Origin of the sequence: Faecalibacterium sp. 7 (assembly GCF_049562865.1) — a bacterium.
In the GTDB taxonomy this organism is placed as follows: Bacteria; Bacillota; Clostridia; order Oscillospirales; family Ruminococcaceae; genus Faecalibacterium; species Faecalibacterium wellingii.
This window is the reverse complement of sequence record NZ_CP186911.1, coordinates 1,051,494-1,077,225: the sequence shown is the minus strand read 5'-3', so window position 1 is coordinate 1,077,225 and position 25,732 is coordinate 1,051,494. Positions and strand designations below refer to the sequence as shown.

Here is a 25,732-nt window from a genome sequence, read left to right as displayed (position 1 = left end):
GGTACTTCCCTCCTGTTTTACAATTCGGATGCGGGCCGGTCTGTGACCGCCCGCATCCGCTTTCCCACTATTTGATTACTTTAAAAGCGCCCGCCGGGCTTTCCAGTCCGGCAGCAGCTTTGCCACCTCAGCCCAGAAGGCCGGGCTGTGGTTGGGCTGCAAAAAGTGGCAGTACTCATGCACTACCACATAGATCTGCGCCGCCGGGGGCATATGATACAGCTGCAAAGCAAAGGTGATCTGCCGCTTTGCCATAAAGCACACGCCCCACCGGCTGGTCATGCTGCGCACCTTGATGACGGGCTTGTGCCCGCCCAGCACTTCGGCAAAGGCCGGGTAGACCTTATCGCTCATGGCCGTAAAGTACGCCAGCGCGGTCTCCCTGTCCGGCAGTGGCTGTGCGTCCCGGGCGGCACGCCGCCGGGCACGTTCCCGGGCCTCCTGCACCCATTGGGTGCGCTCGGCCACAAAGCGGTCCGCAGCTTCCGCGCTCGTGCGCAGCGGCACGCTCACCGCCACGGTGCCGTCCTCCCGCACACGGATGTTCAGGTTCTTCACCTTTTTGCGGGTCAGCTCGTACCGGATGCCGCCTGCCGTGCGCAGCTGCGGCCCCGGCTGTTTTTCTGCCATGGGTCAGGACGCCTTTTTGACCCGGCGCAGCATTTCCAGCGGCAGCTGGGCCAGCACCACGGCAGCAAAGATCAGCACGCAGCCAAAGACTTCCCGGGCAGAAAGGTTCTGGTGCAGCAGCATCCAGCCGCCCAGCGCACTGAACACGCTTTCCAGACACATGATCAGGCTGGCAATGGCGGGGTTCAGGTCCCGCTGGCCCAGGATCTGCAGGGTGTAGGCCACGCCGCTGGACATGATGCCGCAGTAGAGGATCGGCAGCGCGTTCTCCGCGAACTGCGCTGCGGAAGGTGCCTCGAACAGCAGAGCCGCAGCGGTGCTTTCCACCGACACCACCAGAAATTCGGCAAGGCTCAGCCGCACGCCGTCCACCTGCGGGGAAAAGTGGTCCACCGCAATGATCTGAAAGCTGAACAGCACCGCACAGCTCAGCAGGAGCCAATCGCTGGATTCGATGCTGCCAAAGCCGTTTTTCATGCACAGCAGATACAGGCCCAGCACAGCCACCACCATGCTGACCCACAGCTGCGCATTGCCCTTCCGGCCCAGAAACAGGCCGAACACCGGCACCAGCACCACATACATGGCGGTCAGGAAGCCAGCCTTTGCCGTGGACGGATTGATGGTAATGCCAATCTGCTGTGCAGCGGATGCGGCAAACAGAAGGGTGCCGCACACAAAGCCTGCCGCCAGCAGCTTTTTCTTTTCGGCGGCGGTCTTTGGCTTTGCATCCATGCCGTTTTTGCGGCGGATGGCGTCAAATACCAGCACCGTGGGGATCAGCACCAGCACAGCCAGCCAGCTGCGCCCCGCCAGAAAGCTGTAGGCACCCATCCCGGAGCCTGCGCTCTGGGCTACAAAGGCCGTGCCCCAGATAAGGGAGCACAGCAGCAGGAGCAGAGAGTTCTTAGTCTGTGTATTCATCAGCCGACGCCCTCCACCTTCATCAGGCCGTACAGGTAGTAGCGGCTGGAATCATAGGAGATGGTCACACGGTACTGTGCCGCCGGGTCCAGCCCGGAAACGGTGCAGCGGTAGTTGGTGCCGTCCGTATGGATATAATAGGTGCTGTCCGGCACATACTCTGCGCCGCCATCCACCTTTTTCCACAGTGCCACCTTGAATTTCTGGGTGCCCTCAGCGGTGCCGCAGGCCATGATATTCAGGCTGCCGGTGGGCGCAGTGAAATAGTCGGTGCTGCGGCTCCAGATGCCGTTGAACACGGCGTACAGGCAGCCGTCTGCCGTGGCCGCGGCAAACTTGGCAGAGGAGTCTGCGATCCCCTGAATGATCAGCGGGTCGGCGGTCGCATCTGCCCAGCGGGTGGTGTCCTCCTCCTGCACCTCGTCCGAGGTGCCCGTCGCCTTGTGCACGATACCCTTCAGGACATCCTTGCAGCCGATCAGCCCCACTGCCAGCAGGACCGCCAGCAGCAGCGCAATAATCCTTTTTTTCATCTTCATACGTTTCCTCACGAAGCAACGCGCTTCTCTTTGCTATTCATCCTTCTGCCCATTTTTCGGGCAGATACAATTATAGTATACCGCATTTCGCCGCACTGCACAAGACAGACGGCTTTGTTTTGTGCGGTTTGCCGCCCGATTTTACCCTTCTTTGCCGGTCAGCGCCCGCAGCGCAGCGCATTCGGCAGCGGCCTGCTCCGGTGCGCCCGCACCGAACAGACTGCCATACCGGTACAGCGCCCAGCCGCCCGCGTTCTGACCGCGCAGGTCCTGCACCTGCCGGGCCAGCACATCGCCGGTGCTCCAGCCGCTCACGCTGTCCGGGTTCGCGCCGCCGTCGCCCACGCCGATGCGGTACGCGCCCAAGCCAAAATAGAGCGCCACGCCCTCTGCGCGCGGGTACGCCAGCCACGCGGGCACGATGTTCTCAAAGGCAAAGCGGGTGCTGCCGCTCTGCAGCGTGTAGCCATAGCCCCAGTAGACCTGCGGACAGAGGTAGTCCACCACCTGCTCTTCGCCGCCTGCGGCCAGCCACGCGGTCACAGCGCTGTACTGGCTGTTGAGATCGTTGTCAATATTCCCCTGTGGACTGATGCCGAACCGCAAAGTCGGGTCTGCGGCTTTTACCGTGTCGTGCACCGCCTTTACCAGTGCGGTCACGTTCTGCTGCCGCCACGCGGCAAGGTCCACCGCACCGCTGGCCGCAAACTGCACCGCGTCGATGCTTTCCTCGGTGGTGGGGTAAAAGTAATCGTCAAAGTGGATGCCATCCACCGCATAGTTCTGCAAAAGCTCCGCCACGCCCTGCACCACATAATCCGCAGCGGCAGGCTCTGCCGGGTTCAGGTACAGCCCGTCGCCCACCGCACACACCCACTCCGGATGGGTGTTGGCAAGGTTATTCTCCGCAAGGCTGGGCGGCATGGCGGCAGAGGACCGCAGTCGGTAGGGGTTCAGCCACGCTTCCACCGAGAGTCCCCGCCCGTGGGCCTCCTGCAGGAGGATGTCCAGCGGGTCAAAACCGGGGTCTGCCCCCTGCACCCCGGTGCACAGGTGGCTCCATGGGAACAGGCTGCTGCGGTACAGCGCGTCCCCGAAGGGCCGCACCTGCGCCAGCACCGTGTTCAGCCCAAGGCCCGCACAATCGTCCAGCATTTGTGCGCACCCGGCGCGGAAGGTGTCTGCCGTGGAAAAATCCAGCAGCGCCCATTCCAGATAGCTGATCCACACAGCCCGCCACTCGCCCGCAGGCAGGGCCGGGTTGTTAACGTTTTGTTGTTGTTTTCCTGTTTTATCCTGTTCGGAAAGCTCTTTGCGGCGCAGCCACAGCCCCGCGCCCACGCAGGCGGCGGCACCGGCCCCCAGCAAAAAGCTGCGCCGGCCAAAACGGTGCGTCTCCACTTCCGTTTTTTTCGACCTGCGCCGCTGGGTCACAGGGTTTCCTCCTGCGTCTTATACAGGGTCAGAGCCGCCCAGCCCCGGGCACAGGCCAGCAGCACGAACATGATGTTCGTCCAGAAGGCAAGGCCGCTCATGCCCGCATAGCGGGTCAGCAGCCAGAACAAAAGCCGCAGCGCCTCCGAAATGCATACCAGCTGCAGCGGGCGCTGGATAGGCTTTCCATGGCTGTACTCAATGGCAAGGAGGCCGGGCCACACCAGCGCCGAGCACAGGTCGCCCGCCCAGCCGCCTGCCGCCAGCTTGCTGAGCATCAGCAGCACGAACACCAGCGTGTAATTGCGCTTATCCTTGGCCGGTGCCCCCTTCTGCGCCGCCAGAAATAGTACTGCGATGCCGGTGATGCAGAACACGATCAGTTCCAGCCCCGAAAAATCCATGCCGCTCAGCACGGCAAAGCCGCCCAGCATGGACACTGCCGCTGCCGCCAGCAGGAAAAAGTACCAGGTCTTGCGTGTGAATTTGAGCTTCATTGCGTTCCTCCCGCCCGCAGCAGAGTGCAGGCTCCTGACAAAATTTTCAAAGAATTAAAAATATTATAGCACAAATGGATGCGGGTTGTGTTACAATAAGAAAAACTCTTTGGGAGGATCTTCATGAACACTGCTGTTTCCATCGTCCTGCTTGCCGCCGTGCTGGGCGTGATCGTTTTTCTGCTCTCCCGGCGCGAGAACGGCCGCCGCAGCCAGTATGGGCCATCCGGTCTGTCGGAGTTCCGCACCGACCTGCCCCTTGACGAATGCTTTGACCGTCTGGACGAGCATCCGGACACGGACGAGTTTTTGTATGAGTGCCGCCGGGAAAAGGACGGCGGGTTCCTTTTGCACCTGACATTGCACCAGCCCACCCAGCAGCCGCTGGATACCCTGTACTCCCTGCGGCTGGACCCGGGCCGTCAGACTGTGGTGACCCTGATCTTCATCCGCGAGGCCTTTGGCTACAAGGAGCCGCTGTTCCCGCAGGAGATGCTGGACAAATTCATGCAGCAAAAGCTGGCAGCCCACCGCACAAAATAAACTTTTGCGGCAAAACGCTTTTCATTTTGCGCTGAATTTGGTATACTGATATATGCCGCAGCGCAGAATATGCGGGCTAGTAGCTCAGTTGGTCAGAGCTGGCGGCTCATAACCGCTTGGTCCCGGGTTCAAGTCCTGGCTGGCCCATAGAAAAAAGCACGAGATTTTGCTCTCGTGCTTTTCTTTTTGCATGAATAGGCGCTTTACTTGTACAATTCTTTGCTCATCTGTTTGCGAATCTCTTTGCGCCGCTTGTCATAGACCTGCGTGTAAATTGCAAGGGTCGTACTGGGCTGTGCGTGTCCGGCTTCTGCGGCCACCGTTGCCACACCGATATTGGGATTGGACAGCAGGATGCTCACGAAGGCGTGCCGGAACATATGCGGATGGATTTTCTCGATTAGGGGTACATATCACAGAGCACATGATACGCTGGCCGTTTTTGTTTGCCCCCATTGCGGCAGATCCTGCTTTCTGCCGCAAATTGCATCAGATCCCGCCGTTTGCTCAATGAGTATTTCCCGCCGTCCCGTTATACTGGGAGGGAAATGGAATTAAACGATGGAGGAACAGACCATGAAATACGGTGTCATCGATGTGGGTGGCGGCCTGCGGGGCATTTACGGCGCTGGCGTGCTGGACCGCTGCCTGGAGGAGGACCTCCGCTTCATCTCTGCATCGGCGTTTCGGCGGGCAGCGCCAATATGACGTCCTATCTGGCAGGCCAGCATGGGCGGAACAAGCCCTTTTACGATGAATACTCCTTCCGCAGGGAGTACATGAGCGTGCACAACCTCATCCGCAAGCATTCCTATCTCGATCTGGGCTATGTCTACGGCACCCTCAGCAATGCAGGCGGCGAGAATCCGCTGGATTACGCGGCGCTTGCCCGCAGCCCGGCAGAGCTCTGCGTGGTGGCCGCTAATGCACAGAACGGCGAGGCGCAGTATTTCACCAAGGCAGACCTCCACCCGGACGACTACCGCATCCTCATGGCGTCCTGCTGCATCCCGGTCATCGACCAGCCCTGCGTCATCGACGGCGTGCCTTGTTTTGATGGCGGCTTGGCCGACCCCGTCCCGCTGGAATGGGCCTTTGCCCACGGCTGCGACCGGGTGGCTCTCATCCTGACCAAGCCCATCGGGCTGGTGAGTAGTGATGCCCGGGACAAGCATCTGGCACACCTGCTGCAGTCGCATTACCCCGCTGCAGCCGAGGGGCTGCGCCGCCGGGTATGGCGGTACAACACGGCTGTCCAGCGGGCGCGGGAGCTGGAGCGACAGGGCCTTGTCTGCATCATCGCCCCGGACAGCACCGAGGGAATGTCCACCCTGACCAAGAACCGCGCCGGCCTTGAAAAAATGTACGCCAAAGGCAAACAGGACGCCGAAGCGCTGGTGCGGTGGATGCAAAACGCCAAACAAGATGAATCGGTGGGCACCTAGAGATGAAACCCGTTCACTTCCCTTGACAATATCCGCCCCAGAAATTATATCCGCCCCGGACATTATAATATGATATGTACATACAGACAAAGGAGCCTGGAGCGGTATCGCTCTGGGCTTTTTTGCATTTTGTTGTTCTGCTGCGGACAGATAGAGGGGGTCCGCAGCAGAGGATAGGAAACATCAGTCGGCCCGCCGCAGCGGAAACGTGTCCGCCGGGCAGGGCAAAAATGGAAAAGGGGCGTTTCAGTAGGAATGTCAAAAAGTGTCGGATGCAGTTCATGACAAACAAAAGGCATCTGCAGCGGTTTCGGTCAACGAAACAGCGCCGCAGATGCCTTTCTCATTTTGTTCTTATCTGCACCACTTGGCAAACTCTTCGTCGGTGCACTTGACATAGTGGCTGCCGCTCACAAGGTGATCGGTGCCCTTGTTGTAATCGATGCCGGAAGATGCATAGTCATAGGTCTCAGCCACGCGGCGTTTTTCCACCACCGGGTTCGGCAGCGGGATGGCCGACAGCAGGCTGCGGGTGTAGGGATGGATGGGGTTCTCGAAGATCTCTTCGGTGGTACCCGTCTCCAGCAGGTGGCCCAGATGCAGCACGCCGATGCGGTCCGAAATGTACTTGACCATGGAAAGGTCATGCGCAATGAACAGGTAGGCCGTGCCGGTCTCCTGCTGGATATCCTTCATCAGGTTGACCACCTGCGCCTGAATGGACACGTCCAGCGCCGAGATACACTCATCTGCGATGATAAGCTTGGGGTTCATGATGAGGGCGCGGGCAATGCCCACGCGCTGGCGCTGGCCGCCAGAGAACTGGTGGGGATAGCGCTCAGCATGTTCAGGCGCAAGGCCCACCTTGGCCAGAATTTTCTCCACCTTTTCGCGGCGCTCTTCGTGGGTCTTGTACATGTGGTGGATGTCCAGACCCTCGCCGATGATATCCTCCACCTTTTTGCGGGGGTTCAGGGACGCCATGGGGTCCTGAAAGATCATCTGCATCTGGGTGCGCAGGGTGTTGTTCTGGCTGTGGTTCAGCCTGCCGCTGATATCCTGCCCCTCAAAGGTGATCTTGCCGGCAGTGGGGTCATACAGGCGGATGACGCTGCGGCCGATGGTGGACTTGCCGGAACCGGACTCGCCCACCAGACCATAGGTCTCGCCGGGATAGATCTCAAAGCTGACATTGTCCACAGCCTTGACGGTATAGCTCTTGCTCACGCGGAAATACTGCTTCAGGCCTTCCACCTTCAGCAGCGGAGCAGCATTCTGTCCTGCCATTTATTCCGCCTCCTTGATCTTTTCTGCCTCGGCACGCATGCGGGCAATGCGCTGAGCAAGCTCAGGCGGCATGTCCACCTTGGGTGCGCGGGGGTCCAGCAGCCATGTAGCTGCATAGTGGGTGTCGCTGATCTTGAACATGGGCGGGTCCACTTCGTCGTCGATGTTCAGGGCAAAATGGTTGCGCGGCGCAAAGGCATCGCCCTGCTTCTCATGCAGCAGGTTCGGCGGCGAACCCGGAATGGTGTACAGACGGTCGTCTGCGGTGTCCAGATCGGGCATGGCGGAAAGCAGGCCCCATGTATAGGGGTGGCGCGGCTCGTAGAAGATCTCGTCGATGGTGCCGGTCTCCACGATCTTGCCTGCGTACATCACGTCCACATAATCGGCCACCTTTGCCACAACGCCCAGATCATGGGTGATGTAAATGACCGAGATGCCGCGCTCACGCTGGATGCTGCGAATCAGCTCCAGAATTTTGGCCTGAATGGTCACATCCAGTGCCGTGGTGGGCTCGTCGCAGATCAGCAGGTCGGGGTCGCAGGCCAGTGCAATGGCAATGACCACGCGCTGGCGCATACCGCCGGACAGCTGGTGCGGGTAGCTCTTCATGCGCTTTTCGGCATCGGTGATGCCCACCTCTTCCAGCAGCTGCACAGCCTTTTTGTAGGCGGCATCCTTGGGCATCTTGTAGTGCCACAGCATGCCCTCCATGATCTGCTTGCCGATGGGCATGGTGGGGTCAAGGCTGGTCATGGGGTCCTGGAACACCATGGCGATGCGCTTGCCGTTGATGTGGCGGCGGATCCACTTTTTGTCCTTCTGCAGCAGGTCCACCGTCTCGGGGCTGCCGTCGGCGTGATGGTAGCTGAACTGGATGGAGCCGCTGTTCACAATGGCGTTCTGTGCCAGAATGCCCATGGCGGCCTTCATGGTAACGGACTTGCCGGAGCCGGATTCGCCCACCAGCGCCACTGTTTCGCCCTTGTACAGGTCGATGTTCACGCCGCGGATGGCGTGCACCGGGCCTGCGGTGGTCTTAAAGGTGATATCAAGGTCTCGCACCGACAAGACCTGTTCTTTTTTCTTTTCAGGCATGGGGTGTTCCTCCTTACATACTCTTCATCTTGGGGTCCAGAGCCTCGCGCAGGCCGTCGGCCACGAGGTTGAAGCTCATCATCAGCAGACTCATGACCACCATCGGCGGGATGATCTGATAAGGATGGGTGGTGAAGCTGTTATACAGCTCGCTGATCAGAGAACCCAGCGAGCACTGCGGCACCGGGATGCCCAGACCCACAAAGGACAGGAATGCCTCGGTGAAAATTGCGGTGGGGATGCTGAACATGACCTGCGTGATGATGGGTCCGATGATGTTGGGCAGCACTTCCTTGAAGATGATGAAGAAGCTGCCTGCGCCCAGCGTGCGGGAAGCCAGCACGAACTCCTGATCCTTCAGCTTGAGCATCTCAGCGCGGGCAATGCGGCTCATGCCCACCCACTCGGTGAGCATCAGGGCAAAGATAATGGTGATCATGCCGGGCTTGAGCACCAGCAGAAGCAGCGTGACGATCACCAGACGGGGGATGCCGTTGGCAACTTCCAGAAAACGCTGCATCATCATATCCACCTTGCCGCCAAAGTAGCCGGAGATCAGGCCGTAGCTCATGCCGATGACCATATCGATGATGGCGGCAGCAACCGCGATGATCAGGGACACGCGGGCACCCTCCCAGGTACGGGTCCAGATATCGCGGCCATAGGTGTCGCTGCCGAACCAGTAGTAGACATCCTCCTTGCCCTTTTCCACATAGGCATTGACCGTCTTGGAACCGGTGGTGGTGCTCATTTTCTCGTCACCGTTGAAGATGCCGAAGTTTTCCAGCACCTGCACGCGGGGCGCAAAGTTTTTCTGGCTCAGCTCCTGACCGGAGTAGGTATACTCGTTCATGCCGGGGCCAAATGCCGCCAGCAGCACGATAAAGACCACGAGGATCAGGCCGAGCACCGCGCTCTTTTTGCGGAAGAAGCGCACCCGCACATCCTTCCAGAAGCTCTGTGCGGCAAAGTTCGAGTCCATTGCGATCTCTGCGTCGTTATGCTTGAGCGCAAAGTCCTTCTCGTTGAAGGTATGCTCGGAATACATGGTATCCACCGCGCTGACGATGGCATCAGCCGTGGCTTCACCGCCCAGGTGAATCGCTTTTTCTGCCATATCAGTTGTCCCCCTTTGCCAAGCGGATACGCGGGTCGATGATGCCGTACAGCAGGTCAACGACCAGCATGATGCCAATGTACATGGCGCTGTAGATGAAGCTCAGGCTGATGACCACATTGTAGTCGTTGGACTGGATGGCCGTCACCAGCAGGCTGCCCACACCGGGAATGGCGAAGATCTTCTCCACCACCAGCGAGCCGGTCATCAGGTCCACGATCAGCGGGGCCAGCACGGTGATAATGGGATCAGCGCATTGCGCAGCGCGTGGCGGAAGATCAGCGCCGGGCCGGAAATGCCCTTGCTCTCGGCCAGCAGCATATAATCGGAGTCCAGAACCTCGATCATTTCACTGCGGGTAAAGCGGGCAATGGAAGCCATGGTGAACATGGACAGCGAGATGCTGGGCAGCACACTGGAGCCGAACACATCCTTTGCGGAGAACAGCATGGGGAACCACTTGAGCTTGAAACCAAAGGTATAGCTCAGGGCCAGTGCGATCACGTAAGACGGCACCGACACGCCGATGACCGAGATGATGGTGGCCAGAGTGTCGAAGATGGTGTCCCGCTTGAGGGCTGCAATGATGCCGAGCACAAGGCCCACGATGGCACCCAGTGTAACAGCCATGCCGCCCACACGGATGGAAATGGGCAGACGGGACTGGATCAGCTGGGAGATGGGCGTGTTCTTGGAGATATTGTAGCTGACGCCGAAGTCACCGCGCAGCATGTTGGTCACATAGCGGAAGAACTGTACATAGATGGGCTGATCCAGACCGTACTTTGCGTACAGGGATGCGCGCATTTCCGGCGTCAGCTTTTCATCGTTGAAGGGCGAACCGGGCATCAGCTGCATGAGGATGAACAACACCAGCAGGATGGCCAGCAGCGTAAACAACGAAGTGATGATACGCTTGAGCGTGTATTTTTTCACGTTGGGTAGACCCCCTTAAAGTTTCTTCTCCGCCCTGCACGGGGCAGAACGGCTCCCGCCTGCCGCGGTCAGCCGTGCACCGCACGCGGACAGTGCAAAAGCCAAAAAGTCGCACAGCGGCATTTTCGCTGCCACTGTGCGGCATTTCAGTTCTCGATCAGGATCAGACGCTCTTCTTTGCGTCCTTGAAGACGCGGTTCAGAGCAACCGGGTGGAAGTCCACGCCGGTCACGGCAGAAGAGATCATCTCGGCGTTGCACTGACCATACAGCGGGAAGATGGCGGCCTGCTCCAGCACGATGGACTCGGCGTCATACATAGCCTCCCAGCGGCCCTCGGGATCGGTGCACAGATCACCGGTGGTGCACTCTGCGATGATGGCATCGTAGTCAGCGTCGCTCCACAGACCGTAGTTGTTGGAGTTGCCGGTGACCCACATGCCCAGATAGGTCATAGGATCGGCGTAGTCGGGGCCCCAGCGGGTCAGGCCGATCTCAAAGTTGCCGTCCTGCATATCCTGCACGCGCTGCTTCTTGGGCTCTACCTTCAGCTCCAGAGTGAAGCCGGGCAGGGTGGTCTGCAGCTGCTCCTGAACGACCTGAGCGACCTTCTGAGGAGCATCGTCGGCATCGACGACCATGGTGAAGGAGAAGGAATCCTTGCCCAGCTCAGCCTTGGCCTGCTCGTAGTACTCTGCAGCCTTGTCGGGATCGTATGCGCAGAACTCTGCAAACTTGGTCTGGTCGGCGCTGAAATCGCTGCCGTCCGGGCCGGTGGCGAACTGTGCGGGCACTGCGGTGTAGGCGGGAGAAGAGCCGTCCTTCAGCACGTCATTGGTGATGGAATCACGATCCAGTGCAAAGGTGATGGCACGGCGCAGGTTCAGGTTTGCCAGCTCCGGCACAGCGTCCATGTTGGGGCTGATGTACCACAGGTAGCCGGCGCCCACACTGGTGAACTCGGGGTCGTCCTTGACCTGCTCGACCTGCTCGCCGTTCAGCAGGGTGATATCCAGATCGCCGTTCTGATAGCTCATCAGAGCCTGCTGGCTGTCCTTGATGACCTGATAGTTCAGGCCGTCCAGAGCAATGCGGTCGGCATCGTAGTAGTCGGCGTTCTTCACCAGCTCAAAAGCGGTGGCGGCCGGCTGATAGCTGGTCATCACGAATGCACCGTTGGACAGCACGGTGTCTGCGCTGGTGCCGTAGGTATCGCCGCAGCTCTCAAAGAACTTCTGGTTCATGGGGTAGAAGGTGGGGAAGTACATCAGGCTCAGGAAGTAGCTGACCGGAACGTTCAGCTCCACCTTCAGGGTCTTGTCATCCACAGCGGTGATGCCCAGATCGGTGACAGGCTTGCTGCCTGCAATGATCTCGGCGGCGTTGACCACCTGACCGATATCGCTCAGCATGTAGGCATACTCGGATGCGTTTGCGGGGTCAACAGCACGCTGCCAGCCAAACACGAAGTCGGCTGCGGTAACGGCATCGCCATTGGACCACTTTGCATCCTTCAGGTGGAAGGTGTAGGTCTTGCCGTCCTCGCTCAGCTCATAGCTCTCTGCCAGAGCCTCCACGGCTGCACCGTTCGCATCCATCTGCATCAGACCGTCGGTGTAGTTGGCGATGACCTCAAAGGAGGTGCCGTCGGTAGCCAGCTGGGGGTCCAGAGACTGGACTTCGGTCTCCAGCATGACGTTCAGCACACCGCCCTCAGCAGAGGCGGCTGCACCAGAAGCAGCGGTGGAGCCGGAAGCAGCGGTGCTGGAAGAGCCGCCGCAGGCAGTCAGAGCCAGTGCAGCAGCCGATACGCCTGCAGCAGCCAGGAAGCTGCGGCGAGAAATACGACGATCGAATTTCATATTTTTTCCCTCTCTCTCATGCCTCATTGCTTTATTGTGGTAAAGCAGTAAGTTCTAAAAAATGCACAAAGGTTTTTATACTCCTCCTCCGGAGCCTTGCACACCTTTGTGCGATACCCGCATTATACGCTGTTCCGCCTAAAAAAGAAAGGCTTCCGGCTGTTTTTCTGTGCTTTGACCAATGGTCAGTGAAAAATATGTTTTTATTTTTGTGCAGATTTGAAGATGTTGTGTATTCCTGGAAAATACAGTTTCGTGAAAACATGAGTTTTTTGTGTTTTTCGGGAAAACAAATGAAGAACTTTCATCTGTTTATTCGTGTTTTCCGTGCACAAGACAGCCTTCTGCGGGTTTTCCTGTCCGCATACAGAGCACAAAAAATCCCTGCCGGGGCCCATGGTTCCGGCAGGGAAAGCAGCTTTTATTCTTTACTCAAACAGCGCCACCACATAGGTCTCGCCGCCGTACTGGATGAACACGGCGCCCATCCGGCTGCAGCCTGCCGCGCAGCGGCTCAGGCTCCGGGCAGCCTGACCGGCAGCCGGTGCATACAGGTAGCCGGTAAAGGCCCGGCTCTGGTTATCCAGCACAAGACCGATGGTCACGCTGATGGGGATATTGACCCAGATATTGGAGGATATGCTGGAATGATCGATAAATTCATTCAGGTTCGTATCCGTCATGTTGCCGGAGTCCGCTGTCAGCTCCACCTTGCGGGCAAGCTGCCCGGACTGGGTGCCCAGCTGTCCGGGTTCTTCCACCAGCCATTCTGCCAGACGGCTGGCCGCAGCTTCCAGGTCTGTGCTGTAGGCAAGACCGGTGTCGATCTCCTTCATCAGGGCCGCAGCCTGCTCCGTATCCTCGTGCACCGTACCGGCCAGCACGCTGCTGCACCCGGCCAGCACAGCCAGCGCCAGTGCCGCCGCCATAAGTGCCGTCAGGATCATCCTTGTGTGTTTCATGCGGTGGTCTCCCCTTTCGAGCTGTTTTTCTCCATGATACCCTTTTTGCAGCCGGATCGCAAGTGCTTTCCGCAGCAAAAAGGGCCGCTGCACCCAATCGTACAGCGGCCCTCTGATCCCAAATCTTTATTTTGCGTATTCCACAGCGCGGCTCTCGCGGATGACGTTGACCTTGATCTGGCCGGGGTAATCCAGCGTATCCTCGATCTTCTTGGCAATGGAGCGTGCCAGCAGGATCACCTGATCGTCGCTGATGACGTCAGGCTTTACCATGATGCGCACTTCGCGGCCTGCCTGCACGGCAAATGCCTGCTCCACACCCTCAAAGCTGGAAGAGATCTCCTCCAGATTTTCCAGACGCTTGACGTAGCTTTCCACATTCTCGCGGCGGGCACCCGGGCGTGCAGCGCTGATGGCGTCGGCAGCCTGAATGATGAAGGCCAGCGGGGTCTTGGGCTCCACGTCGCCGTGGTGGGCCTCAATGGCATGGATGATCTGGGTATTTTCCTTGTACTTGCGGCAGATATCCACACCGATCTGCACATGGCTGCCCTCGATCTCGTGATCCAGTGCCTTGCCGATATCATGCAGCAGACCGGCACGGCGTGCCATGGTCACGTTCACACCCATTTCGCCTGCCAGCAGACCGGCCACCCATGCCACCTCCATGCTGTGGGTCAGGGCGTTCTGTCCAAAGCTGGTGCGGTACTTCAGCCGGCCGATCAGCTTGATGAGGTCGGGGTGCAGGCCATGGATGCCCAGCTCCATCACGGCACGCTCGCCCTCGCGCTTCATCTGCAGCTCCAGATCGTGGCGGCACTTTTCCACCGTCTCCTCGATGCGGGCGGGGTGGATGCGGCCATCGCCGATCAGGCGTTCCAGCGTCATGCGGGCGACCTCGCGGCGGGTCTGGTCGAAGGAGGACAGGGTGATGGCCTCCGGGGTATCGTCGATGATCAGGTCCACACCGGTAGCCGTTTCCAGCGCACGGATGTTGCGGCCCTCGCGGCCGATGATGCGGCCCTTCATTTCGTCGCTGGGCAGCGGCACCACGCTGACGGTGGTCTCGCTGCAGTGGTCGGCAGCGCAGCGGCTGACGGCCTGACCGATCAGATTGCGTGCAATGTTGTCGCAGTTCTCCTTCAGGTCGGTCTCATAGGCGGCAACGCGCACTGCCTTTTCGTGGGTCAGCTCCTCGTCCACCTTGTGCAGCAGCACTTCGCGGGCATCCTCCTGGCTCAGACCGGCCAGCGTTTCCAGCCGCTCCATCTCCTTGGCACGCAGGGCGTCGATCTCCGCCAGACGCTCTTCGGCCTCAGCGGAACGCTTTTTCAGCTCTTCTTCCTTGCGTTCCAGCGCCTCGGTCTTGCGGTCGAGGGCGGTCTCCTTCTGGTCGATGCGGTTCTCCTGACGGCTGATCTCCGCACGGCGCTGTTTGATCTCCTTGTCGGCTTCTGCCTTCTGGGCATCCACCTCGGCCTTCAGCTTGAAGGCCTCGTCCTTTGCTTCCAGAACCGCTTCCTTGCGCTTCTGTTCTGCGGTCTTGATCGCTTCGTTCACCAGACGGGTGGCCTCGGCTTCCGCGCTGCCGATCTGGGCTTCGGCGGTCTTTTTACGGTTGTTGTAACCAATAAAATAGCCTGCACCGATGCCCGCAGCAAGCGCGACGATCAAGATCACGATCCAGATGATCGTGGACATCGCATTTCACTCTCCTTTGTTAAAATTCAAAATTCTGAATCATAAGCAGGAGACGCTGTAGGGCAGGTGTAGGCTGCAAACATTTTTTATAAGTGAGCTTTCAATGCAAAAAGTGGCAACAAGACCACACGCACGGCAAATGCCGCACGGACAGGCTGCAAGCTTTTCTATCTACGGTTCTATCTTATATAAAAACAGGCAGGCTCTGCCTGTAAGGGACACGAGTCACGGGAACGACCTGCACACAGCGTCTTTTATTCCATACTACTATTTATATTACGAAACAATTGTGCGATTGTCAAGGGAGAAAGGCGTCCTGCAGGATCATTTTATGCAAAAAACAGGGCGGCATCCGCTGCGGAGCACCGTCCCTGTTCTATTTTATTCCAGATACATCCTGCGCAGCCGCATCAGGCGCGCCGGGGTCAGGCCGTATTCGGCTTCCAGATAATTTTCTGCGCTGCCGTATTTTGCGCGGATGGTGTGCAGCACAAAGGGGGCTGCTTCCGGGCTGACGCCCGCCGCACTGCGGTGGAAGTTCTCGCGGCGCGGGTCTCTGGCGATCTCATCGGCGTGGGCTGCCAGGCGTGCTTCGATCTCCGCCTTGCGGCAGAGGTTCGTGCGCTCATAGTCCGCGCAGATGGTCTCATCCGACGCGCCCAGTGCCAGCAGGATGAGCATGGCCGCCACGCCGGTGCGGTCCTTTCCTGCCGAGCAGTGGAACAGGATGGGGGTCTCGCCCGCTTCCAGTGCGCGGAACAGCTCCTTGAAGGCCTTATTGCCAAACAGCATCCGCTCGTACATGGTCTCCACAAAAAAGCTGCCGTCCGGGTTCTCCTTGCGGCCCTTCATCAGGGCGGCGATGTCATCCGGCGCAAGGAGATCTCGCGGCCATCCTCGGCGCACAGGCCGCAGATCTGCACCAGCCGTGCGCCGTCCGGCACATAGTCCGGCTCTCTGCGGGCCTCTTCCGTGCTGCGCAGATCAAGGATCAGGCGCAGGCCCAGCGCATCCAGCTTCGCGCGGTCGGCCTCCCCGGTGAGCTTGCAGGTAGGGATGCCGCGCCAGATCTGGCCCCACTTCACATGCTTGCCCTCGTCGGCTTCATAGCCGCCCAGCTCCCGGAAGTTGGTGCCGCCGGCAAAGTCCAGCTGGGTGCCGGGCACCGGGTGAGCCGGTGCAGCCTTTGCCGCAGCGCTGGACAGCACCGGGAAGTTGTAGAACGGCTTTGCGGGCCGTCCGCGGCGGGGCGGCAGGCTGGCCGAACCACCCAGCATCTCCATCAGGTAGCCGCGCAGCAGGTCGATGTAGGCAGAGGAATGATCCCGCCGCTGCACCAGAGAGACGCACAGCGGGGGCAGGTCTTCCAGCAGCACATCCCGCACGCGGTCCAGCTCCCGCCGGGCACCCGGCTCGTAGCGGGTCAGACAGGTGCACAGCTGCTCCTGCACAAGGTAATAGGCCTGATAGAAGCTGGGGCCGATCTCCGCATTCGGCGCAAAGCCCGCCCGGGCGCAGGCCGACCACAGCGGGCTGAACAGATCCTGCCGCAGGCTGGGCAGCAGCACCCGCTGACCGCGCAGCTCTGTCAGCGGGATGCTCTCCTTATCCCAGAACGCGTGCCCCCGGGGCACCAGCAGGCAGGCGGGGTCTGCCCGCAGGGTGGTGCGGGCCAGCACCGGCGCAGCGCAGCCCAGATCGATGACCAGACCCGCGTCCAGCTCCCCCTGCTCCACATCGTCCGCCACCGCATCGTTGTCCATCATGCGGAAGCGCATCTCCACATGGGGGTACTGCTGGCGGAACTTGTCCAGCTGGGTCTCCAGCCCGGGCAGGTAGTCCGGCACCAGCGATACGCTGATGCCGATGCGCACCGGCTGTGCCGACTGGATCTCGGCCCGCAGGGATGCCTGCATCTGCTGGAACTGCTCCACCACCGGCGCGGCATGGCGCTGCAGGCTCATGCCGCGGTCGGTAAGGGTGAGCTTGTGGTGGGCGCTGAGGAACAGCGGCCCGCACAGCTCGGCTTCCAGCGCAGAGATGCTCTGCCGCAGTGCTTGCCGTGACAAAAACAGCCGCTGTGCCGCGCGGCTGTAATTCATTTCATCGCACAATACCAGAAAGTAGTGCAGCTGGCGGATATCCATGGTTTCCTCCCTGAGAAAAGTATCGTATAAAGAATACCGCCTTTTTACGCGATTGTAAAGCCGTTGGCAGCAAAAAACTGCCGCACGGCATTGCACCGTGCGGCAGTCAGAGCGCGGAACGATCAGATCAGGCTCAGTGCTTCCTCGTCTGCCACAAGGATGCAGTCCGGATGCAGCTGCAGGATGCTGCCGGGGCAGGCAGGGGTCACAGGGCCGGTCACGGCGTCCTTGACGGCCTGTGCCTTGGCTTTACCGTTGGCTACCACCAGCACCTTGCGTGCCTGCATGATGGTCTTGATGCCCATGGTGTATGCCTGTTTGGGGACAAGGGCCTCGTTGCCGTCAAAGAAGCGCTTGTTGGCTTCGATGGTAGTGGGCGCAAGGTCGACGCAGTGGGTCTCCAGCTCAAAGGCTTCGCCCGGCTCATTGAAGCCGATATGACCATTGGGGCCGATGCCCAGCAGCTGCAGGTCGATGCCGCCCAGCTTGTGGATGATACCGTTGTAACGGGCACACTCGGCGGCGGTGTCCAGATTGGTGCCGTCCGGCAGGTTGGTCTTGGCCGGGTCGATATTCACCTTGCTGAACAGGTTCTCGTTCATGAAATACCAGTAGCTCTGGGGGTGCTCCTTGGGCAGGCCGCGGTACTCATCCAGATTGACAGTAGTGACCTCGGAGAAATCCAAATCGCCTTTGTTGTACCAGTCCACCAGCTGTGCATACGCGCCCACGGGGGTGCCGCCGGTCGCCAGACCCAGCACGCAGTTGGGCTTCATAATGACCTGTGCCGAAATGATATTGGCTGCCTTGCGGGACATATCCGCATAATCTTTTGCACGAATAATCTTCATCACAAACGACCTCACTTATCATCTTTTTTTCCGCTCTGCACGGACTGCGCAGAGCACTTCTGCATTTAGTTTATCACATTTCGCAGACAAGCGCCAGTCATCCCGGCCATCTTTTCGGCGTGTTTGCACAAAAAGATGCAAAGTTCCACCCTTCGGGCCGGCATTTCCGGTCACGAACGCGCAAAAACGCCGCCGGGCGTTTCCACACCGGCGGCGCTGCATGTTGAAAGATCAGTTCCCGCTGCACAGGCCGCAGGCGGCACAGGCGGCGGGGGTGGCGGCACAGCCGCCAAGGGCGGTCTCGCGCAGCTCGGCAGGCAGGCGCTTGCCCACGGCGTACATGGCGTCCAGCATCTGGTCGAAGGGGATCAGCTGGCGGATGCCGCTCAGGGACAGTTCCGCTGCAATGAGGGCGTTGGCCACACCGGCAGCGTTGCGGTTCTGGCAGGGGTACTCCACCAGCCCGCCTACGGGGTCGCACACAAGGCCCAGCATGTTCATCAGCACGGTGGAAGCCGCGTCCAGACACTGCTGCGGGTCGCCGCCCATCAGCTCCACGGCGGCAGAAGCAGCCATGGCGGACGCAATGCCCACCTCGGCCTGACAGCCGCCCACGGCACCGGCCACGGTAGCGTTGCGCATGGCAAGATAGCCCACGGCACCGGCGTTGAACAGGGCATCCACGATGCGCTGGTCGGAGATGCGGTAGCACTCCTGCAGCGCCAGCATCATGCCCGGCACCACGCCTGCAGAGCCTGCGGTGGGTGCAGCCACGATCAGGCCCATGGAAGCGTTCACTTCCAGCACGGCCATGGCGTAGGTCATGGCCTTCTGCAGCACGTCGCCGCAGATGTTTTTCTTCTTATTATAATGTGTTTCCAGCTTTTTGGCCTCGCCGCCAATGAGCCCGCCCATGGATTTGATGGGCTTTTTCAGCGGCTGGGTGGCAGAAGCGCGCATGATCTCCCATGCCTTTGCCATGCGGTGATCCACAGCATCCCGGGGCACTTCGCCCAGAATGCATTCCCGCTGGCGCATCACTTCCGAAATGGGCAGTTGGTTTTCCTCGCACAGGTCCAGCAGCTCCTTGGCGGACTTGAAATCCATGTTCATCGCTCGTCCCTCCTTACGGCTGCACGACCATTACATCGTTGATGTTCGGGTTTGCCAGCAACAGCTGATCCACACCCTCGGGCAGGCGCTCATCCGACTCCACGATGGTATAAGCCGTATGTCCCTTTCCCTCGCGGAACAGGCGCATGAATGCGATATTCACGCCGCGGTCGCTGAGAATCTTTGAGATATGCGCCACCACGCCGGGCTTGTCCTTCTGCACCACGATGAGGGCATTGTACTCGCCGGTAAAGTCCACCTCCACGCCGTTGATCCGCACGATGCGCACCTTGCCGCCGCCCAGCGATTCACCGCGCACGGTCATTACCTGACCGGCCGCATTCTCCATGCGGATATCCACCGTGTTGGGGTGGATGTCGGTCTCCACCTCATTGGGGGTGAAGCTGTAGCTAAGGCCGCGGTCGGTGGCAATGGCAAAGGAATCCCGGATGCGGGTATCATCGGCCGAAAAGCCCATGATGCCGCCCAGCAGGGCGCGGTCGGTGCCGTGGCCGTGGTAGGTCTTGGCAAAGGAACCGTAGAGGGTAAAGTCCGCCCGCTTCAGCGGCGGGGCGATCATCTTCTGGGCCAGAAAGGCGATGATCTCCGCACCTGCGGTGTGGGAGCTGGAGGGGCCGATCATGTTCGGGCCCAGAACATCAAAAACACTGATAAATGCCATGGGGTGTCACTCCTGTCAGGTCAAAAACCGCGCGCCGCGCATCAGACGCTTGCGCTGCTCTTGTTGATGAACTTCTGGTAGATGGTCTCCACGATGACACCGATGGCGTTGTCGCCGGAGACGTTGCAGGCAGTGCCGAAGGAATCCTGCGTGATGTACAGAGCCACCATGATGGCGCAGATGGGGCCATTGGGGTCGCCGGCCTCAGCGCCAAAGATCATGTACAGGAAGGGCAGAGCGGTCATGATGGAGCCGCCGGGAGCACCGGGAGAAGCCACCATGGCAACACCCAGCGTCATGATGAAGGGCACCACGGTAGCAAGGCTGATGGGCAGCTGGTTCATCAGGCAGACGGCAGTTGCGCAGGCGGTAATGGTGATCATGGAGCCTGCCATGTGGATGTTTGCGCACAGCGGCACCACGAAGTTGCGGATCTGCTCGCTCACGCCGTCAGCCGCAGCGCACTGCAGGTTGACCGGGATGGTGGCTGCAGAGGACTGAGTGCCCAGAGCGGTGGTGTAGCCGGGGATCTGGTTGCGGATCATCTTGAAGGGGCTCTTGTGGCTCACAGCGCCTGCAACGCAGAACTGCAGGAAGATGCAGACCAGATGCATGATGATGACCACCAGGAACACCTTCCACAGGATGCCCAGAATGGCGTAGGTCTTGCCGGACTTAGTCATGTCGATGAAGGTACCGCAGACGTACAGGGGCAGCAGCGGGATGATGACGCTGTGCAGCACCTGATCAATGATGCCGGAGAAGTCCTTCATGCTATTATAAAGTGTATCACCGATGGTCTTGCCGCGCAAGGTGGACATGCACAGGCCCAGCACGAAGGCCAGCACCACGGCAGACAGGGTGTCCAGCAGCGGAGGGATGGAGATGGAGATGTAGCTGGCCAGAGAGTTGTCAGCTGTGGCGGCGATCTGTTCCAGAGCGCCTTCGCTCATGAAGCTGGGGAACAGGCTTGCGGACACCAGATAGGATGCCGAGCCTGCGATCAGGGTGGAGCCGTAGGCCAGAGCCACCGTGATGAGCAGCAGCTTGCCTGCGCCGCTCTTCAGGTCGGCAATGCCCATGGTGACGTAGGCCACGATCATCAGCGGGATGATGAACTTCAGGAACGAGCTGAAGATGCTGGATGCCGTGACGACGACCCGGCAGAACCACACCGGGAAGAACTGGCCGATGATGATGCCCAGCACGATGGCGATGAGCAGCTTCGGCAGCAGTCCGAGCTTGAATTTTTTCTTTTCCATAAGAATAAAATCCTCCTTTTCCTATCCTGACCTTTGTGCGGCACCTGACAGCGCTCTCTCCACCGCAGCCCGCACGGCCAGCCTTTCACGAAACGTCAAATTTTCACTTGACGTGTTGACACATTTAGTTTAACATAGACATATGCATGATTCAAATTCATAAAAATAAAGTTATAGTTTAAAAATCTTAATAGCAAAGGAGCTTTGCCATGGAAGTGCGCCAGCTGAACACCCTGATCCGTGCCGCCCAGTTCCAGAGCTTTTCCAAGGCAGCGGAAAGTCTGGGCTATTCCCAGTCTGCCGTTACCGTGCAGATCAAGGCGCTGGAAGAAGAGCTGGGCGTGCGCCTGTTCGACCGCATGGGCAAGCGGGTGATTCTGACCGCACAGGGCCAGTGCTTTCTGGAATACGCCAACAGCATTCTGGACACCATCCACAACGCCCGCCGCGCCCTGAGCGAGGACGCCGAGCTGGAGGGCTGCCTGCACATCGGCACACTGGAATCCCTCTGCTTTTTCCGTCTGCCCGGCCTGATGCATCAGTTCCGGGTGGAACACCCCAAGGTCAGCCTGCGGGTCACTACCGGCTCCCCGGAAGAGCTCATTGAAAAAATGGAGCGTGGTCAGGTGGACCTGATCTGCATTCTGGACGAGCCCCGCTACTCCAACAGCTGGCACAAATGCAACGAGATCCCGGAGGAGGTGGTGTTCGTGGCTTCCCCGGACATCGATCTGGGCCACCCCGGGCCCTACCGGGTGGCAGAGCTTCTGGACAAGCCTTTTTTCCTCACCGAACGCAACGCCAACTACCGCCGCACCTTTGACCGGTTTCTGGCTTCCCGCCAGATCGAGCTGACCCCCAGCCTTGAGATCAGCGATACCTCCTTTATCATCAAGATGCTGGAGCGCTCCTCCGGCATTTCCCTGCTGCCGCGCTTCGCTGTGGCCGAGCCTGCGTCCAGAGGAGATCTGCGCATTCTGGAGGTGTCGGACTTCCGGCTGACCATGTACCGCCAGATGTTCTACCACAAGGATAAATGCTGCACCCGGGAAATGGACGCCTTTATCCAGCTGGCCTCCGGGCCGGACCTACCTCTTTTATAATACAGAAAGCCTTTATAAAACAGAAAGCAGCAGACCCCCGGGCGGTGAACCGCCCGGGGGTCTGTTGTGCTGAGGAGATTTCAGGAATTTGCAAAGCATTGCGCAGACTGTGTGCAGGCACAGCCCCGCAGATGAGGATGATCAGGCAAAGAAGGAGATGACCAGTGCCACCAGGAAGCCGACGACGCCCACCAGAGTTTCCATGATGGTCCAGGTCTTGAGGGTGGTTTTTTCATCCATGCCCACCAGGCTCTTCACCAGCCAGAAGCCGGAGTCGTTGAAGTGAGAGCACACGGTGGAGCCGCCGGCGATGGCAGCGGTGACACAGGCCAGGTACAGCGGACTCAGCTCGCTGAGGCCGGGCATGGCGGAGATGATGCCGGCTGCCATGGTCATAGCCACGGTAGCGGAACCCACCGAGATACGCACCAGAGCAGCCACGATGAAGGCCACCAGCACCAGCGGCAGGCTGGCGTTTGCCACGGCGTTGCCGATGACATCGCCCAGACCGGAGTTCTGCAGCATATAGCGCAGCACGCCGCCGCAGGCAGTGACCAGCAGGATCATACCGGTGGGCTCCAGAGACTTGGTCATGATCTTTTCCAGCTGGGCATTGTTATAGCCGTGACGGGTGCCCAGCAGATACATGGCAGCGATGGTAGCCAGCAGCAGCGCCATGAAGGGCTCGCCGAGGAAGGCCAGAACGGGCTGGATGCCTGCCAGTGCGGGCACTACCTTTGCCACGGAGTTTGCGATGATGAGCAGCAGCGGGATCATGATGATGCCCACGATGGTGCCAAACTTGGGCAGCTTGCTCTCGTCAATATCTGCCTGCTGTGCAACGTGCTCAGGCACCGCGATCATATACTTCTTGCCGCAGATGGAGCCCCAGATGGGACCGGCAGCGATCATGGCGAAGATGCCGCAGAAGATGCCGATGAGGATGACCCAGCCAAGGTCAACGCCCAGCATGGTAGCCACCAGAACGGGGCCCGGCGTGGGCGGGATGTAGGCGTGGCCGACCGCCAGACCGGCCAGCAGGGGGATAACATAGTACAGGACCGAGCGCTTGGTGCGCTTTGCCAGAGAGAAGGCCAGCGGGATCAGGATGATCAGACCGGCGTCAAAGAACACCGGCATGGCCACCACCAGACCCGTGATGCCCAGCGCCCATGCGGCTTTCTCGTCGCCGAACTTGCGCACCATGGTCACGGCCAGCGTCTGTGCGCCGCCGGATTCTTCCAGAATGGCACCGAACATGGAGCCAAGGCCCACCAGAAGGGCGATACCCTTTAAGGTGTTGCCGATGCCTTCGTTGACCGAGCCGATGATGTCAGACAGGGGCATACCGGCCATCAGGCCGATACCCACCGCACCGATCAGGATGGAGATCATGGCGTGGACTTTGAACTTGATGATAAGGATGAGCAAAAGGATCAGGCCCGCCACTGCGGCGAACACGAGCCGTGCGGCGTCCGGGGTTGCAACAGCTGTCATAAACATATCCTCCATTTTTGATGTTATGTTTGCTTTGGGTCTTATTTCAGCGCCGTCCCCGCAGACGGACGCCGGATTCCGATGGATTTTTATAGACGAAGCAATATCCGCTTTTTTATTTTTGGCGTAACTTTCACCAGACCGTTCAGCAAAGCATCGCTGAGCAGTTGATTTTTGAGTTTGTGTCCAACCTCCGCAGGAGCGTCTCTTACTCCATGTAGGCGCCCTTCATGGGGCTGACGGCGTGCTGAGAGTAGAGCTTCAGCAGACCCTTGGTGTATTTGGGAGCCTTGGGCTTCCAGTTGGCACGGCGCTGGGCAAGGATAGCCTCCATCTCTTCGGGGGTCTTTTCCTCACCGTTCACGCCCACGATGGCAAGCTGACGGTTCGGCACATCGATGCGGATGAGGTCGCCCTCTTCCACCAGAGCGATGGGGCCGCCCACTGCAGCCTCCGGGCTGACATGGCCGATGACCGGGCCGCGGCTTGCGCCGGAGAAGCGGCCGTCGGTGATGAGGGCTACGCTGGAAGCCAGCTTGGGGTCGGCGCAGATGGCCTCACCGGTGTAGAACATCTCGGGCATGCCGCTGCCGCGGGGACCTTCGTAACGGATGAAGATGGCGTCACCGGGCTGGACCTGCTTGTTCAGAACAGCGCTGATGCACTCTTCCTCGCTGTCAAAGGGCTTTGCGCGCAGGGTGGCGTGGAACATGTTCTTGGGGCAGGCAGTGTGCTTGATGACACTGCCCTCGGGAGCCAGATTGCCCTTCAGGATAGCAATGCTGCCGTCGGTGCCCTTGGCGTTGTCAAAGCTGTGGATGATGTCCTCGCGGGTGACCTTGATGCCCAGACCCTTGGTCTTTTCCTGCAGGATCTCGTCGCAGTGCTCGTAGAAGCCGTTCTTCTTCAGCTCCTCCAGATTTTCGCCCAGCGTCTTGCCGGTGACGGTCATCACGTCCAGATGCAGCATGGACTTGATCTCTTCCATCACGCGGGGCACGCCGCCTGCATAGTAGAAGTACTGTGCGGGCCAGTCGCCGGAGGGACGGATGTTCAGCAGATAGTGTGCGCCACGGTGCATCCGGTCAAAGGTGTCGGCGTCGATCTCAAAGCCGAACTCGTGGGCAATAGCGGGCAGGTGCATGGTGGCATTGGTGGAGCCGGAGATGGCGGCGTGCACCATGATGGCGTTTTCAAAGCTCTTCATGGTGACGATGTCCTTGGCCTTGATGCCCTCGGCCACCAGCTTCATCACCTGAACGCCGGCGTCATAGGCGGCCTGCTTCAGCTCCGGGGCGGTGGCAGGCATCAGGGCGGTGCCGGGCAGCATCAGACCCAGTGCCTCGGCCATGATCTGCATGGTGGAGGCGGTGCCCATGAAGGAGCAGGCACCGCAGCTGGGGCAGGCGTTGTGCTTGTAGTAGTCCAGCTGTTCGTTGGGGATGACGCCGGTCTTTTCCCATGCGTCGAACTTGCCGATCTGTTCCAGCGTCAGCAGGTCGTTGATGGCGCAGGCGGGGTCGTTGACCACGTACTTCTTGGGCAGGGTGTGGGCCTCCATCACGCCGCCAGTGACCACGATGGCGCTCATATCCTTCAGGCGGCCAATGCTCATCAGCATGGCGGGCATGGACTTATCGCAGCTGGCGATGAACACGCCGCCGTCGTACACGGTGGCGTTGGCCTGAGCCTCCACCAGATTCACGATGGCGTCACGGTGGGGCAGCGAGTAGTTGATGCCGTCGTGGCCCTGTGCGATGCCGTCGCACATATCGGTTGCAAAATAGCGTGCAGCCTTGCCGCCGTGGGTGTTGACTGCCTGTACAGCCTCCTTCACGAACTGATCCAGATGGGCGCTGCCGGGGTGGCTGTCGCCAAAGGTGCTCTCCACCATGATCTGGGGCTTGGAAAGGTCGTCCACCTTCCAGCCCATGCCGATCTTCAGCGGATCGTTTTCCGGTGCCAGTTTACGCACTGCCTGAGAACGCAGTTCCATGATCATACCTCCAAAATACTCTTTTTCTGCTTTGCAAATCGTCCTTTTGACTGTCGGACATCTTACATGTTCATTTTAATCGACTCCCGCCTCGTTTGCAAGTTGTC

At 59.6% G+C, this 25,732-nt stretch carries 24 protein-coding genes, 1 tRNA gene and 1 pseudogene; 5 read left to right on the top strand and 21 right to left on the bottom strand.

From position 1 onward, the window contains the following. Positions 1–75: 75 nt before the first annotated feature. The 5 genes from ACKXF7_RS05290 to ACKXF7_RS05270 all read right to left on the bottom strand — a co-directional run bounded on the left by ACKXF7_RS05290 (position 76) and on the right by ACKXF7_RS05270 (position 4,024). The gene (locus ACKXF7_RS05290) at positions 76–630 is read right to left on the bottom strand and encodes a M48 family metallopeptidase (protein WP_423742340.1); all 555 of its coding nucleotides are present in this window, start codon (positions 628–630) and stop codon (positions 76–78) included. A gap of 3 nt (positions 631–633) precedes the next feature. Beyond that, positions 634–1,554 (bottom strand): DMT family transporter, encoded by a 921-nt coding sequence (locus ACKXF7_RS05285; protein ID WP_423742339.1) that lies wholly within the window; start codon positions 1,552–1,554, stop codon positions 634–636. Next, positions 1,554–2,087, bottom strand: coding sequence for a hypothetical protein (locus ACKXF7_RS05280; RefSeq protein WP_348584806.1), 534 nt, complete (start codon positions 2,085–2,087; stop codon positions 1,554–1,556). Before ACKXF7_RS05280 ends, ACKXF7_RS05285 begins: the two co-directional genes overlap by 1 nt. 147 nt (positions 2,088–2,234) lie before the next feature. Further along, a complete protein-coding gene (locus ACKXF7_RS05275; RefSeq protein WP_423742338.1) occupies positions 2,235–3,527 on the bottom strand; it encodes a glycoside hydrolase family 10 protein in 1,293 nt (430 codons plus the stop codon). Then, positions 3,524–4,024, bottom strand: a complete 501-nt coding sequence (locus tag ACKXF7_RS05270) for a conjugal transfer protein TraD (protein ID WP_249237529.1) — start codon at positions 4,022–4,024, stop codon at positions 3,524–3,526. The genes ACKXF7_RS05275 and ACKXF7_RS05270 overlap by 4 nt, the downstream gene beginning before the upstream one ends. Positions 4,025–4,147: 123 nt before the next feature. Between ACKXF7_RS05270 and ACKXF7_RS05265 the strand changes: the two genes are divergently transcribed. Further along, positions 4,148–4,567, top strand: a complete 420-nt coding sequence (locus tag ACKXF7_RS05265) for a hypothetical protein (RefSeq protein WP_249237530.1) — start codon at positions 4,148–4,150, stop codon at positions 4,565–4,567. Positions 4,568–4,640: 73 nt separating this feature from the next. Then, positions 4,641–4,714 (top strand) — tRNA-Ile (locus tag ACKXF7_RS05260). Between the two features lie 56 nt (positions 4,715–4,770). Here ACKXF7_RS05260 and ACKXF7_RS05255 read toward each other — a convergent pair. Beyond that, positions 4,771–4,959, bottom strand: a complete 189-nt coding sequence (locus tag ACKXF7_RS05255; protein ID WP_423742614.1) for a tyrosine-type recombinase/integrase — start codon at positions 4,957–4,959, stop codon at positions 4,771–4,773. 184 nt (positions 4,960–5,143) lie between these two features. On the opposite strand from ACKXF7_RS05255, the gene ACKXF7_RS05250 reads away from it, so the two are divergent. Both ACKXF7_RS05250 and ACKXF7_RS05245 read left to right on the top strand, forming a co-directional pair. Further along, entirely contained in the window at positions 5,144–5,275 is a 132-nt protein-coding gene (locus ACKXF7_RS05250; RefSeq protein WP_423742649.1) for a hypothetical protein, read from the top strand. Then, a complete protein-coding gene (locus ACKXF7_RS05245) occupies positions 5,245–6,012 on the top strand; it encodes a patatin family protein (RefSeq protein WP_423742613.1) in 768 nt (255 codons plus the stop codon). The genes ACKXF7_RS05250 and ACKXF7_RS05245 overlap by 31 nt, the downstream gene beginning before the upstream one ends. Before the next feature lie 354 nt (positions 6,013–6,366). On the opposite strand, the gene ACKXF7_RS05240 is transcribed toward ACKXF7_RS05245, so the two are convergent. From ACKXF7_RS05240 to ACKXF7_RS05180, 13 genes and pseudogenes are all read right to left on the bottom strand, one after another. Continuing rightward, positions 6,367–7,299, bottom strand: a complete 933-nt coding sequence (locus tag ACKXF7_RS05240; protein WP_423742337.1) for an ABC transporter ATP-binding protein — start codon at positions 7,297–7,299, stop codon at positions 6,367–6,369. Continuing rightward, the gene (locus ACKXF7_RS05235; protein ID WP_005936870.1) at positions 7,300–8,397 is read right to left on the bottom strand and encodes an ABC transporter ATP-binding protein; all 1,098 of its coding nucleotides are present in this window, start codon (positions 8,395–8,397) and stop codon (positions 7,300–7,302) included. 13 nt (positions 8,398–8,410) lie between these two features. Then, entirely contained in the window at positions 8,411–9,514 is a 1,104-nt protein-coding gene (locus tag ACKXF7_RS05230; RefSeq protein ID WP_097780984.1) for an ABC transporter permease, read from the bottom strand. Position 9,515: 1 nt separating this feature from the next. Beyond that, positions 9,516–10,387, bottom strand: a pseudogene (locus tag ACKXF7_RS05225) (ABC transporter permease). Positions 10,388–10,613: 226 nt separating this feature from the next. After that, positions 10,614–12,311 carry a peptide ABC transporter substrate-binding protein gene (locus tag ACKXF7_RS05220; RefSeq protein WP_423742336.1) on the bottom strand — a complete coding sequence of 566 codons (1,698 nt, stop codon included), beginning with the start codon at positions 12,309–12,311 and terminating at the stop codon, positions 10,614–10,616. Positions 12,312–12,739: 428 nt separating this feature from the next. Further along, positions 12,740–13,273, bottom strand: coding sequence for a hypothetical protein (locus ACKXF7_RS05215; RefSeq protein WP_423742335.1), 534 nt, complete (start codon positions 13,271–13,273; stop codon positions 12,740–12,742). Between the two features lie 126 nt (positions 13,274–13,399). Beyond that, entirely contained in the window at positions 13,400–14,974 is a 1,575-nt protein-coding gene (gene rny / locus ACKXF7_RS05210) for a ribonuclease Y (protein ID WP_249237536.1), read from the bottom strand. Positions 14,975–15,355: 381 nt separating this feature from the next. After that, a complete protein-coding gene (locus ACKXF7_RS05205; RefSeq protein ID WP_423742334.1) occupies positions 15,356–15,826 on the bottom strand; it encodes a tyrosine-protein phosphatase in 471 nt (156 codons plus the stop codon). After that, a complete protein-coding gene (locus tag ACKXF7_RS05200; protein WP_423742333.1) occupies positions 15,826–17,121 on the bottom strand; it encodes a LysR substrate-binding domain-containing protein in 1,296 nt (431 codons plus the stop codon). The genes ACKXF7_RS05205 and ACKXF7_RS05200 overlap by 1 nt, the downstream gene beginning before the upstream one ends. Before the next feature lie 122 nt (positions 17,122–17,243). Beyond that, the gene (nagB, locus tag ACKXF7_RS05195; protein WP_423742332.1) at positions 17,244–17,972 is read right to left on the bottom strand and encodes a glucosamine-6-phosphate deaminase; all 729 of its coding nucleotides are present in this window, start codon (positions 17,970–17,972) and stop codon (positions 17,244–17,246) included. Positions 17,973–18,203: 231 nt separating this feature from the next. Then, positions 18,204–19,079 (bottom strand): L-serine ammonia-lyase, iron-sulfur-dependent, subunit alpha, encoded by an 876-nt coding sequence (gene sdaAA, locus ACKXF7_RS05190; protein ID WP_249238725.1) that lies wholly within the window; start codon positions 19,077–19,079, stop codon positions 18,204–18,206. Between the two features lie 19 nt (positions 19,080–19,098). Continuing rightward, positions 19,099–19,767 carry an L-serine ammonia-lyase, iron-sulfur-dependent subunit beta gene (sdaAB, locus tag ACKXF7_RS05185; protein ID WP_423742331.1) on the bottom strand — a complete coding sequence of 223 codons (669 nt, stop codon included), beginning with the start codon at positions 19,765–19,767 and terminating at the stop codon, positions 19,099–19,101. A gap of 41 nt (positions 19,768–19,808) precedes the next feature. After that, positions 19,809–21,029 (bottom strand): dicarboxylate/amino acid:cation symporter, encoded by a 1,221-nt coding sequence (locus tag ACKXF7_RS05180; protein WP_348584797.1) that lies wholly within the window; start codon positions 21,027–21,029, stop codon positions 19,809–19,811. A gap of 209 nt (positions 21,030–21,238) precedes the next feature. On the opposite strand from ACKXF7_RS05180, the gene ACKXF7_RS05175 reads away from it, so the two are divergent. Then, positions 21,239–22,132 (top strand): LysR family transcriptional regulator, encoded by an 894-nt coding sequence (locus ACKXF7_RS05175; RefSeq protein ID WP_423742330.1) that lies wholly within the window; start codon positions 21,239–21,241, stop codon positions 22,130–22,132. 141 nt (positions 22,133–22,273) lie between these two features. Here ACKXF7_RS05175 and ACKXF7_RS05170 read toward each other — a convergent pair whose 3' ends face one another. Together ACKXF7_RS05170 and ilvD are read right to left on the bottom strand one after the other, a co-directional pair. After that, positions 22,274–23,629, bottom strand: coding sequence for a GntP family permease (locus ACKXF7_RS05170; protein ID WP_249237542.1), 1,356 nt, complete (start codon positions 23,627–23,629; stop codon positions 22,274–22,276). A 208-nt stretch (positions 23,630–23,837) separates the two neighbouring features. Next, the gene (gene ilvD / locus ACKXF7_RS05165) at positions 23,838–25,625 is read right to left on the bottom strand and encodes a dihydroxy-acid dehydratase (protein ID WP_423742329.1); all 1,788 of its coding nucleotides are present in this window, start codon (positions 25,623–25,625) and stop codon (positions 23,838–23,840) included. Between the last annotated feature and the right edge of the window lie 107 nt (positions 25,626–25,732).